Origin of the sequence: Paenibacillus algorifonticola (assembly GCF_050481745.1) — a bacterium.
Classification (GTDB): Bacteria; Bacillota; Bacilli; order Paenibacillales; family Paenibacillaceae; genus Pristimantibacillus; species Pristimantibacillus algorifonticola_A.
Window position 1 is genome coordinate 126,869 of sequence record NZ_JBCNGR010000020.1, and the last position, 13,048, is coordinate 139,916.

The 13,048-nt window shown below is 50.9% G+C and carries 7 protein-coding genes; 3 read left to right on the forward strand and 4 right to left on the reverse strand.

All coding sequences use genetic code 11. The features are described 5' to 3' along the window. Positions 1–77 precede the first annotated feature (77 nt). Both ABEW34_RS18680 and ABEW34_RS18685 read right to left on the reverse strand, forming a co-directional pair. Positions 78–1,829 carry a response regulator transcription factor gene (locus ABEW34_RS18680; protein ID WP_430160668.1) on the reverse strand — a complete coding sequence of 584 codons (1,752 nt, stop codon included), beginning with the start codon at positions 1,827–1,829 and terminating at the stop codon, positions 78–80. After that, a complete protein-coding gene (locus tag ABEW34_RS18685) occupies positions 1,822–3,624 on the reverse strand; it encodes a sensor histidine kinase (RefSeq protein ID WP_430160670.1) in 1,803 nt (600 codons plus the stop codon). The genes ABEW34_RS18680 and ABEW34_RS18685 overlap by 8 nt, the downstream gene beginning before the upstream one ends. A 288-nt stretch (positions 3,625–3,912) precedes the next feature. Here ABEW34_RS18685 and ABEW34_RS18690 point away from each other — a divergent pair, with 288 nt between their 5' ends. Together ABEW34_RS18690 and ABEW34_RS18695 are read left to right on the forward strand one after the other, a co-directional pair. Next, complete coding sequence (locus ABEW34_RS18690; protein WP_430160673.1) at positions 3,913–5,370, forward strand: alpha/beta hydrolase family protein; 1,458 nt, start codon at positions 3,913–3,915, stop codon at positions 5,368–5,370. 40 nt (positions 5,371–5,410) lie between these two features. Next, complete coding sequence (locus ABEW34_RS18695) at positions 5,411–5,806, forward strand: MerR family transcriptional regulator (protein ID WP_430160675.1); 396 nt, start codon at positions 5,411–5,413, stop codon at positions 5,804–5,806. A gap of 94 nt (positions 5,807–5,900) precedes the next feature. Here ABEW34_RS18695 and ABEW34_RS18700 read toward each other — a convergent pair whose 3' ends face one another. Further along, the gene (locus tag ABEW34_RS18700; protein ID WP_430160678.1) at positions 5,901–6,443 is read right to left on the reverse strand and encodes a hypothetical protein; all 543 of its coding nucleotides are present in this window, start codon (positions 6,441–6,443) and stop codon (positions 5,901–5,903) included. Between the two features lie 525 nt (positions 6,444–6,968). Then, positions 6,969–11,690, reverse strand: a complete 4,722-nt coding sequence (locus tag ABEW34_RS18705) for a glycosyl hydrolase (RefSeq protein ID WP_430160680.1) — start codon at positions 11,688–11,690, stop codon at positions 6,969–6,971. Positions 11,691–12,476: 786 nt separating this feature from the next. Between ABEW34_RS18705 and ABEW34_RS18710 the strand changes: the two genes are divergently transcribed. After that, entirely contained in the window at positions 12,477–13,037 is a 561-nt protein-coding gene (locus ABEW34_RS18710; RefSeq protein ID WP_430160732.1) for a TerD family protein, read from the forward strand. Positions 13,038–13,048: the final 11 nt, after the last annotated feature.

Genomic DNA, 13,048 nt, shown 5'->3' on the forward strand with positions numbered 1-13,048 from the left:
CCCTCCTAATGATTGATGTACGCAAGCAAGCTGCATTCGTACACCAATCATACGCAGGAATAGGATTCGGCAACATATCATTTCTTCGGGAGTTCGTTATCACTTTTTTCAGATAGGCGCTGGCGAAATTCAGACGGTGTCAGGCCATACATCCTTTTAAACTTGGAGCTGAAATAGCTCGCATTGGAAAAGCCGGACAGCTCGGATATATCCCATAGGCTGAGCCCCGTTTCCTCCAGCAGCCGGGTTGCATGCGCCATTCGAACGTCAGTCAAATAATGAATAAACGTTTTACCCGCTTTCGCTTTAAACAGCTCCGAAAAGTAGGTCGAATTATAATTGAATCGTTCAGCTAGCATCGTTAAATTCAAGTCATACATGTAGTTTTCTGCGATATATTGCCTGGAAGCCTCCAGAACCGTATCCACAGCGCCCTCTTCTGCCCCTTGCAGCTTGTCATGAATAGCCGCGGCTAGCTTCATCAAAAATTGGCAGGCCTTCTCCGCTGTGCTTAGGTTGAGCGCCATTTCCGGACGCAGCCAAAGCTGCTCGCCGCCCGTTAACGGCACCTGCGCTTCATGCGCCTGCGCCTCCAAAACGAGATTGAACTGAAAAATCGCCTTCACGAACCGGATGCGCGATACGCTAAGCGCCTCCTTCAGTTCACGCTCTATCATTTTGGCGAGCTGCTCCATTTCTCCCCGTTCCAGCAGACGCCGGTTCAAATCGACCGTCTCCTTCGGAAGCAGAAACGGCTCCTCCGCTGCCCGTTCTCCTTGGCGAGCCTGCGCCTCCGCCAAATTCCATGCGACGAGCGAGGACATGCAGCCCTCCTTCCACTGCTTAAAGCCTTTAACAGCATTTCCTATGCCGATGGAGGGCACGAATCCGAGATGCCCATACACCATATCGCGCAGCTTCTGCTCAAATTCCGCTGGCTTCTCCTCTCCATCCAGTAAAGCAATATGCATTAAGCCGTGATAATGCTCGTCTCGAACGACTTGCACCGAGCCGGTGGAGCCATCCGCCAGCTCGCGGCATATCAGCTCAAACGGCAGGCTGAATTGCTCAGGCCTGCGGTTCGTCTGCCAATCTCTCTGATCCGTTTGGCCAGTCTGGTCTGACAGGTCCGTCTGGCCTTTCTGTTCGGCTGGGTCTGTCTGGTTCATCTGATCCTTCTGACTTTTCTGTCCAGCCTGCCCCGCCTGATTCAGCTGATTCAGCTGATTCGGCTGATCCAGCCGCTGCCCACGCTGCTCTAGCCCAGCTGTCATAAATCTGACCGTCCGCTCTCCCCATTCCTCCAGCTGAAACAGCTTTGCCCGCTCCATTAGCGCTTCCTCACGCCCTGCCTCGCCCCGGATGAGATAGCGCAGAAAATGCTCCTTCATTTCCCGATAATACTGGGTCAGACGCCATTTCATATCCTCGGACTGCCGATGGCTCTCCTGCTCCTTGTCCATCTCCCCTCTGACCTTCAGCAGCGCCTCCGTCAGCTCATCCCGCGCAACCGGCTTGAGCAAATAATGGCGTGCCTGATGACGGACAGCCGCATGCGCATAACTGAAATCCTCATAGCCTGTAAGGATGATCAGCCGGATTTCAGGATACAGCCTGCGGCATTCGTCCAAAAAAGACAGTCCGTCCATCACGGGCATATTCATATCTGTCATAACAACATCGAATGCCTCGCGCTCCAGCTGCTCCAGCGCCTCCATGCCATTCGCCGCCTCGCCCGCAATACACAGGCCCAGCTCCTCCCAATCTACCTTGAGCCGCAGCCCCAGCCTGATTTCCGGTTCGTCGTCCACAATCAGCACCTTATACATGCTTTCCCTCCTCCTGTATAGGCAGCGCCAGTACGATTAGCGCACCGCCCCAGCCGCTATCTTTGATCTGGATCTCAAACAGCTCGCCGTAATACAGCCTGCACCTTGCAATGACGTTGCTGAGGCCAATTTGACTGTCGCGGCTATTCAGCAGCATGTCCAATCGAGCAGCGGCCGAGCGTTCCGCAAGCTGGCGCTTCATGTCGTCAGGAATGCCCTGACCATTATCCGCAATGCTTAGAACGATGCGCCCATCACTCCTGCTGACTACAATTTCCACCCAGGCTTCCGGCTGATGCTGAAAGCTGTATTTGACGGCATTTTCGATCAGCGGCTGCAAAATAAATTTAATAATCGTCAGATGCGCAAGCTCTCCTTCCTCCTTCAACGTCAAGCTCAGCCGTTCACCAAAGCGGATTTGCAAAATCTCCACGTAATCCTTCACGTATTTCAGTTCCTCGCGCAGCGGTACCACATCATCGCTCATTCTCAGCGAGAAACGCATCATTTTGCCAAGCGACTCAATGACCTGCACCGTATCGTCGGTACGCTTCTGCATGGCGAGACTGCTCATGAGCTCCAGCGTATTGAACAAAAAATGCGGATTGATCTGCATCAGCAGCGCCTTGTATTCCGCTTGCTGGCGCAGCAGCTTCAGCTCAAATTCGTTTTTGATATGCTGCCGGAGCTGGCGCACCATATTGCGGAAGGTTACCGTCGCAAAACCTACTTCGTTGCGAATGCTGATTTCTGGCGGAAGACGCAGCTCCGCCTGATTGAAATCGCCCCGCTGAACATGGCGCATAGCGGATATGAGGCGGGATAGCGGATTGGAAATGCTCTGCGACAGCCATATGGCTAGAAAGACGGATAATACGAGCAATATGGAGGCGAATAAAATAATGCTGCTGCGCAATTGGAACAGCTTCGCGTACAAGTCTTGTTCCGATACGAAGCCGACAAGTATCCATCCCGTTCTTTGCAGCTTTTTAAATACGACAATATCGGTTTTCCCCTTATCCGTATCCATATAAATAACGCCTTGTTTGCGCATATCTCCGCGGATTTTCTCCATAGCAGCCTGCATGTCGGCCTGTGCCCCGGCTTCAGGCGGGGAAAGCAGCAGTTGGCCGCCTTGATCCAGCAAATAAATGGCACCGCTTTCACCAAGGTGAATCCGATTGAGCGGCTGCTGAAAATAGTCACTGCTCACATTGATTTTCATCACCGTTCGGGCACGGCTTGGCTCAAATGTTCCGATTGGCATGAGCATGCTGACAACTGGATGCGTGTTATTGTATCGTGCCTCGACCGGGTCAATATGGCTGGCCACCCAGTGGGTTCCCGATGTTTTAAAATCGCTGTACCACTGCTGCTCAAGCAGGACCGGGTCGGACACAACCTGATTGTCGCTGCTGATCCACGTGCCGTCTGCGCGGTAAAAGGTCACCCGCGATACGCTCGTATAGCTGTTCATCGCCTGCGTGAGAAAGCTGCTGAGCTTAATATTCGCCAGCATTTTCTCGCCCGCCGATAGCTTCGGGTCCGACATAGCCCCATCCCAGTTTTTCGTCGTATCGCTATTGAACACGAGTGAGGCCAGATCGTAAATCTGCATCTGGACCATATCGACGTAAGCGCCGTACTCCTCCATTTTCTCCAGTGCCGAGGATTCAATATAAGAGCGGATAATAGAGCGTGATTCATTAAACAATAGATAAGACATAGCGCCAAAAGAAAGGACGAACAGCAAAATAAAGACGGCAATAAGTCGACTTCTTAATGAGTAAAACACAGCTAGTCCCCTTTTCTGTCAAACATCGTGCTTGATTTGCCAATATAGTAGCACAATGCTTGCCAGGTTCGCTCTTTTTTTCTCAAAATGGTGAGGACTGAGGTGCCCCTATACTGGCCGCCTTCCGGTATGCAGGTTCACATTCATATGGGGAGACATTTTCGGTAGGAGAGAGAACTCCAAAATAGTACCTTGACCTTGAGGTATACTTCAACCTTTATACTCTGTTTATACAAGATTTCCGGCCTGCTGGACGGAGAATACAGAAATAAATGGAGGTACTGTATAATGAAAATATTCGAAATCATTGTCATTCTGGTTATTTTAGCGGCAGCGGGAGGCCTGTTATTCGCAAGAAAAACGAAGCGGCTTGAGGCGGGGATGCTGGGCGCGGTGGTACTGGCCGTGCTGCTGCATGGAGTAATCGATCATTTTCGCATCCAGATGGTTGCTGCTTACGCTGTGACTTTCGTTTTGATTATGGTCTTAGTCCGCCGGCTGCTGAAGCCCTATGGCAATCCTATCCGTTCCAAAGCTATTATCAAAAAGAGTCTGCTTTCCCTTATCGTCGTCGCTCTTAGCGGATTTTCCGTCTATGCGAGCTCGCTGCTGCCGATTTTCACAATGCCTGAACCTCACGGCAGCTATGGCATTGGCACCATCGCACGGCATCTGACGGATGAATCCCGCGCTGAGACGCACAGTGAAGACCCGAACGACAAGCGCGAGCTGATGATCAATGTATGGTACCCGGTAGATAAAAATAAAACCGAAGGCGCATCGACCGAGCATTACCCTTCGGAAATTGGGGAAGCGGTCAGCCTCGTATTCGGCATACCGAAGCAAATTTTCAGCCATGTGACGAACATTCCGACGCATGTAATAGAAGGGGCCAAGCTATCCTCTGCTGAAGCGAGCTATCCCGTTGTCCTGTTCTCTCCCGGAGTTCGTTCGACCCGCTTCCAGAGCATGACGGCAATTGAGGAACTCGTAAGCAATGGCTACATCGTCGTAGGCATGGATCATCCGTATACGTCAGCGAAGGTGGATTTTCCGGATGGCCGTTCGATTTTATACGAGGCTGAGCCCGAATTTCCAACTTCAGCAGAGCTTTACGACAACAATATTAAAGAAGTCGCTATCCGTGTAGCTGATACGAGTTTTGTGCTCGACACGTTGACGGCATGGAACCAGGATGACCCTGAGCATAAGCTGGAGGGCAAGCTGGATCTAAGCCGCGTTGGCATTTTCGGCCACTCCTATGGCGGGGCGACAACTGCGGAGACGCTGGCACAGGATAGCCGTTTCAAGGCGGGAGTTAGTCTGGAGGGCGGATTTTGGGGCGATGTAGCCCATAACGGCCTGAAGCAGCCGTTCATGTATTTGATGACGGGCGATACAGCCAAAAGCCTTGATCCAGCGACGAAGGAAAAATCCTATGTCTATTTCGACGAGTTCGCTTCCGATTTGGACTCGGTCATGACGAAAAGCACCAATGACACGTATTACATGACCGTTGAGCCTTTTATCCATCAGAGCTTTACCGACATCGCGCTGCTGTCGCCTAAGCTGTTCGCCAAGGGAGTCGACTCCGTTCACGTGGTAGATATTACCCGCTCTTATGTCACCGCCTTTTTCAATCAATATTTGAAAAATGAATCACAGCCGCTGCTGGCTGGGCCATCACCGGACTATCCTGAGGTTATTTTCGACAATAACTATACGAAAAAAGCAATTGCGCAATAAACACACGGACAACACACGAACAACCAGGAGGGAAACGCGCATGGAAGGCATGACACGCGGCGAGCTTGCCAAAAAAACCGGGCTTAGCATGGCAACGATTCGCTACTACGAGGAGAGCGGCATCCTTCCGGCCCCCCGCCGAAGCCAAGGCGGATACCGTTTGTACTCGGACGATTATTTGGTCAAAATCAAATTCATTAAGGACACCAAGTCGCTCGGCTACTCCCTTAAGGAGATTCATGAAGTGCTGCATCTGCTAGGCCGTGATATGGACGTCGAAACCCTGAAGGCTTATGTGCGGGGCAAAATCGTCGAGATTGATGAAAAGGTCGAATCACTGCGCGCTATCCAAAAGATGCTCAAGGGCTTGCTGAAGACGCCCGAAGCGGACATTCACAACTATTTGGATTCGTTTCGCGACAATAAAAGCAATTGATAACGTTTGTAAAAGACGCTGAGCAGCTTACATGCTGCTTAGTGTCTTTTTCACATTCTTTAAGCAAAAGAGCCGCCTCAATTGGCAGCTCCTTTTACTTGCTTTCATATTTGTACTGTTCCGGATACAACTCTTGATTTAATTTACTGGTTGCTGCCATGAACTGATCCAGTAAGGATTCGCCATCGGCTGATTTGCTCAATGCCTGACTTTGAGCCTGTTTTTCAAATTGGGCAATCAACTTCCCTTTTTGCTCCAGTTCCTCTAAAACCCTTTGCACAGCCGGATCCTCAGAATCCTGCTGGTCAGCGTAATGGGCACTTTCAATTGCATACAAGTCTTTATATCCTGCAAAAACTTCGTTAAATTCGTCAAGAGCGCTTTGCGGACTGAGTTCAGCTTCTAAATCTCCAGCCTTGCTCGCCAGTTCTTTAAGTTTCTGTTCGTCGGCTGTTGTTGCTCCAGGTGCATCAGCAATTTTCTTCTGTGCATCATAGCTTTCATTTGCATACGAAACCTTCTCTTGAAGGGTAGGGGCATTAGCCTCGGCCTGGTTAGGACTAAGGTTACCCCATACGAAGCCTCCAATCGCCAATGCACCGCAGACAGAAAGAATCATCCACGTTTTTTTCTTCAATTTTTCCCAATTCCTTTTCTTTAGAGTTTAATTTTGATGGATACAATCCACGAGCCGTAAGCTACATACGATTTTAACGATATATCCTTATTCCATGTGCCACTATTGACAGAATGTTGAGCAATTTTAAGATCGTTTCCCGGGCCATAACCGTTTACAATCTGAGAATGGATTGTATGCGGCAGAATTAACGTGTTGGACCACATCTCCTCGGTACAGCTCATCATAGATTGGTTGGAAGTTATTACTTAATTCCTGTGAAGTGTATCTTGTTGCTTTGTATGCTTTCTTCCCACCGATAAAGGGTTTCCCTTCTGGTATATGACACAACCGGTTCTTCTATATACATAGACGCTTAAAACAGTAAAAAGTTCCAGAAATTTGCTTTTGAATCAAAAAAAAAGAATTTTTTTCTCAGTGTCCAACTTTATGAGTTCTCCAATAATTAAACTGGTCCCCATACACAATGTTTAGTGTATGGGGACCAGTTTTCACTTCCCGTTCTTTTTATGTTTGAAACATGTATTATTGCGCCTTAACCTCATCCAAATAAATCATTGCCGCGCCCGTCGAGCCGCTTGGTGTAAATACCTGAATGCCCAGCGCCTGGACATTATTTTTGTCCGAGACGCCTGACAAATCGTAGCTTACCGTCACGAATCCATCGCCGTTGTAGGAAACCGTTTCATTCGGCGCGAACCAGCTCCAGCCGCCTCCTGTTTGCAGGAACAGCTTGACGGATACAGCGCCCGCAAGCGCTGCATTCCCATCCGCTGCCACTTTAAACTTGGCGGACAGCGTACTTGCTGCACCCAAGCTCAGCGCACCGACCCGTCTAAGCTGGAAATCGCCGCCGTTTAGGTCAAAAGCCGCCTTCAGCGAGCTGCTTCCCGATGACGCGGCATCGGTCGACACGGCCATATCACGGGCGTTTGCCGTATTATAGGCATTACTAGCATCCGTGTTGATTGCCCAGCCCTCTGCCCCGCTTTCAAAATCATACGTGAGCTCACCCGTTCCTGGCCCTCCGCTTCCTACCACATAAACATCATCTACATAGACAGCTGCTGTGCCCGTCTGTCCAGCTGTCGGCTCGATCTTCACGCCGATCGCTTGGACACTATCGAGTCCCGTCAGGCCAGAGAGCGGAAGCGTCAGCGTTTTAAATCCGCTGGAATCGACGACCACGCCCGTGCCGCTGTCATGCCAATCCCATGTGCTGCCTGTTTTAATATATAGTCGGGCATCGGCGGTACCCTGTGACAGCTTCACTTTGACGCTGAGAGCAGCAGCAGCCGATAAATCTGCTGCCGCAACCTTCGTCAGCTCAAAGCCTAACGGGCTAGCCAGCGAGAAGGTAGACGTCAGCGATTGGCTGCCCTCTGTCTTCTCATCCGGTGTAATCGCTGCATCTGTGGCCTGCGCCTCATTCGAGCTTACGGCCCAGCCAGCCGTATCCGCTTCAAATCCATACAGCGTTCCCGATTCTGCCGGGGAGCTTCCCGAGCCGGAGCCTCCATTCGGCACGCCGCCCGTTCCATCGTTGATCGCTTCAATATCGTCAAAATAAAGCGTGCTGTTGAGCGTGGCTCCATTGATGGCATTCACGTACACGGAAAATTCCTGTACATTTTTCAAGCTGACCTTGTTGATTTTTTTGCCCGCATTTCCTGTATCCCACGGAGCAACGGTAAACGCATTAAAGTGCAGGCTGACCCATTGCCCGGTTGTACCCACAAGCGATGGATATGCTTCGTAGGAGACGCCATCCACACGCAGCTGAATCACAAGCTTCTGGTTGCTGCCGTCCGGCACCATCCAAAATTTCAGATTGTTGAACGTGGACCAGTCTACTCCACCCAGCACCTTCGTAATGCCCGCATAGCCGGAAGTGCTCAGCGTATAGTCCAGCTTCATCCCATAGTTGCCCGAGCTTTTATGCACGCCGTCCAGCGCTACCGCTGTCGCATCACCGCCCGCATGGATGAACTTCGCTGCCAGAGCGGCATCGCTGCCTTGGTACGTCTCGAAGTTGTCCACTACAGCCGGGTCTTTCTCCGCTTCAGCGAACGTGCTGTACAAGCTCAGATTATCGACGTAGATTGAAAAATCGCCTTCTAATCCGCTGCCCACCAAGGAAAGGGCTAGCCCCGTCGCCGCTGCTGATTTTGCCGCATCATTCAAATCAATAACGGGCGAAAATTTCGCATATACCGTGCTGCCTACGGTCACCTGCGGAAGCTCGGACAGCTTGATTTTGGTCGTCGTCATCCCATATTTCGTATCCCAATCCGGCGGCAGCATCGCAATGCTGCTAATCGTCGCCTCCGCATCTCCCGCACTTAGCGGAATCCACGCATCCAGCTTGATGCGTTTCACATCCGCCAGTGCATTTCCGCCGTCAAGCGCTGGTAGCGCAAGCTTGAATTCCTGCCACGTATCGGCCGCTGCCACACTCTGGGCATCCAGCTTCAATACCCCGTTGCCGTCTAAAGCATCATGCCCCACGGTCAGCGCCATCGTTTCCGGATAAGTGCCCGGATCACCATTTTTGACTACGCCTTCTGTATCTTGGTCAAAGGTGTAGCTTTTCATCAAAATCTCGTTTGCCTGCACCGATACCGTCGCCGTTTGCGTCAGCACGACCTGATTGCCGACATAGACTTTGACGTTCAGCGCCGCTGTCTTGCCATTTAAGCCTGCTGCTGGAGACCAATCCGCCGTATAGAAAAATCCGTCGCTATCGAGCGTCATCGGATATTCCGTATCCGAACCCTGCACCGTATATACGACCTTCGTTGGGGTAATTTCCAGCGCACGTGCACGAATCGTAACGGAGCTGCCCACAATGCTGTTATCCGTAGGCGTTGCAATATGCATGAACGGCTGCTCTGGCGCAGTCACGACCGTATGGCCATATACGCCCTGCACCTCATTGCGGAAAGTCGTAAACGAATCATTATAGAAGTTTATAAAATCGGGCAAAAGCTCATGATCGCCGAGCCCGTTTGGCGCATTTTTATAAGGAACGTACAAATTATTGCCGAGGCCGAAATTCGCCCACGTCTGCATATAGGCAATGCGCGAAGCGTCCTCATCGGACTTGATCGCACTCAGCAAATCGGTGAACCAGGTCGTATTATTGTTCCCGGATGTCTTCATCCCCTCTGGGCTGTAGCCAAATTCGGAGAATGTCGCAATTTTCCCCTTGCTGTCGGCCATCCTTGAAATCATGCCAAGATCGTTTACCAGTCCGTCAAAAAAGCCTTGTGAACCCGCATTTTCCTTGTTATCGTATTGGTCCATTCCCAATATATCGACATAATCGTCGCCCGGGTACGTCGTCAAATACGTGCTTTCTGCGCCGCCGAACGAGCCATTTGGCGAGAATACATACAGGAAGTTTCGCACGTCCTTCTTATCGCGCAGGTATTCAACCGTATAGCGGAAAATCTCCTTGTATTCGCTTGAGGTCGTCGTTTTCGCGCCCCACCAAAACCAGCCGCCGTTTTGCTCATGGAAAGGACGGAACAGGATGGGGATGAGCTTGCCATCATCATCCTTCACATTATTCGCGAAGTTCGCTATCGTATCCAAAAAGGCATTAAATTCCGCATGCTTGTCGCCGCCCGGCAAAATATGAGCAGCTACATGGCCTGACGTATCATTAAAGCTGCCGCCGGTCACAAAGTTTGGAAAATGGGTGCTGAGCGCCACAATACCACCGAGCTCGTGGGCGTTCTTGACCGCGGCAGTGAGATTGATCCGGCTCTGCTCGACATTGTTCGGCACGCCCGGCTTCTCTTTGCCTTCCAGGCTAAGCGTATCCCAGCCGAACACGGCAGGGTAATCGCCGACTGAATTTTTCACCTCGGATTGCGAGCCGTCTGCACTGGTCAGTGTCACGCCTTCATCCGTTGCATGCTGGTGGCCGAACAAAATTTCATGGCCGCGCACACCGTTCAAATAGGCGAACAATGATTTAGTCTCAGCCGTTGCATGCTGATCGACAAAATTGACCGTCTGCTCCGTATTTCCGCCATTTCCACCGCCGTTGTTGCTGCCTCCACTGCTTCCATTGCCGCCTGAGGATGTGCCCGTTACTGGCGTTGTGATTGCGCCAACTGGCGTCAGCGTGCCATTTTTCACCGTATAGCTGCCTTTGGCTAATGGTTTGCCATTAATAGTGACGGAATCGGCTTGCACTGTCAGTCTCCCAATCGTTGTGCCCGGGCCGGTGATCAGCTCCGTAGGCTGATTCAGCACAATGCTGTCTGCCTCGGCGTTGTCGCCCAGCTCCAGAATAGCCTTGCTGTTAGCCACGATGCTGTTGATCTTTGTGTCCCCATCTGCCTCGACATGAACCCTGCCATCCTTGCGATTAATTTCTACGCCTGCCAGCGTTGAATCGTTGAAAATAACCGTATGCTCGCCGCCGCCCGCAATAAAAGTCGTCCCTTTCACGCTTGTATGAGCGACTGCTGCCTCCCCGTCCCCAATGCCTGCGGTCAAATAAAGGTTGCCGGCAATTTGGGCATCTTTGAGCGTAATGCCAGCATGATTAATGATCGCGTGGCCCGAAATCGCTTGCGCCGCTGTATAATCCCCTGCCTTGGCATACAGCTCGGCCACCAGTTTGTCCACCAGGGTTATGACCTCTGCACGAGAGATTTTGCCTGCGGGCAGGAAAGTGCCATTTTCGTAGCCGCTGACGACACCTTGCAGTGCGTTGATCGCCTTTTTCGCATAGCTGGAAATTTGGCTGCTATCCTTGAAGGAACCCGCATAAGCCGCATTCTCCGCCGCTTTCAGCTCGAAAATACGCGCCAGCAGCGTTACCGCATCCTGCCTCGTTATCGGCTGCTCGGCTCTTGCCTCATTACCCGGGAACCCGTCATAATAGCCCGCAGCCCGCGCTTTGCTAAGCTCGCCCGCATACCAAGCTGTCTCCGGCACATCGCTAAAAGCTGAAGCAGACAAAGCCGATAAACCGAACAACCGATTAATGACCGCGACAAACTCCGCCCGGGTCATGCTTTCATTCGGATGGAACGTTCCGTCCAAGTAACCGCTTACAATTCCCTGCGCACTCCATTTCTCTATAGCAGCTTTCGCCCAATGCCCCTGTATATCGGGAGCAAACGCCTTAGTTGCCGCACCTGATTGAGCGAAAGCAGCAGAAGAGAACATCGAAACAACGATAGCTGGGGCCATGACGGCCGCGATCCATTTGCGTTTTTTATTCATGCGATCCTCCTATTTTTTAAAAGTGTTTCGAAAGCGCTTCACATCATTATAGAGGAACTACTTGAAAAAAATAGGAGATTCAATTTGTTTTTATAGTTCTCTTTTGTCATCTATTTTGTTATGTTTCTTTGCTTTAAGGTGAAACGGCTGTCGCCGTCCTTTGGCGGCGCAGCACGTTTCATTCCGAGAAATATAGAGAAAGGATTGGAAAATCCTATTCTTTCCTATATTCTAAAAAATGCAACCAAGCTTTCGCATCGCCGTATCTAATCAGACATCCCTGCTGCAGCAGGAACTGTAACACCATTAACCATTAACAACTACAATCACAATCTGCTATACTACAAATAGTTTCATATTCTTACACAGAATCGACAAATTCCACCATTCTGGCCTGTTAAGAGCTTCAAGGTGAATAACTGTCGAGGCAGATGGTTCTTTTATTTCATATTTGAGGAGGCAATACAAATGGGTATTGGATCGAATTCAAACGGCGGCAACAATTTTGGTGGACAAGGCGGCATTCAGGGCGGTATCCAAGGCGGTATCCAGCAGGGTGGCATTCAACAGGGCGGTATTCAGCAAGGCGGCATCCAACAAGGCGGCATTCAACAGGGTGGCATTCAACAGGGCGGTATTCAGCAAGGCGGCATCCAACAAGGCGGCATTCAACAGGGCGGCATCCAAGGCGGTACTCAGCAAGGTGGATTCCCGAATGCTGGCAACGCTAACTCCTTTGGTGCAGCACCCGCTCCTCAAGGTGGCGGCTTCGGAGGCGGACTTGTATTGTCCAAGGGACAGAAGCTCGATTTGACGAAAAATAACCCCGGACTCGACCATTTAAAAGTTGGTCTCGGCTGGGATACGAATCGCTTGCAAGGCCAAAATTACGACCTCGATGTTGAAATTTTCCTGCTGAACCAAGCGGAGAAGCTTCCTTCCAACGGCCATATCATTTTTTATAATAACTTGAACAGCCCAGACGGAGCGATTCGCTATAACGGCGACAACCGGACTGGACAAGGCAGCGGCGACGATGAGTCGGCAGAAATCCAACTGTCCCGCGTGTCTCCTGACATTCAGAAAATCGTATTTACCGTGACGATTGATGATGCTGTTCGCAAAAATCAAAACTTTGGCCAAATCGGCAACGCCTACATTCGGATCGTCAACCAGGCGAACGGCGCTGAAATTTGCCGCTTTGACCTGTCCGAGGACTATTCCACTTCCATTTCCTTGCTCGCGGGAGAAGTATACCGCCACAACAACGAGTGGAAATTCAATGCGGTAGGTACAGGCCTTACGCTTGATCTGGCTGGCATTTGCGCACATTATGGCGCTATGTAATTCACTACACA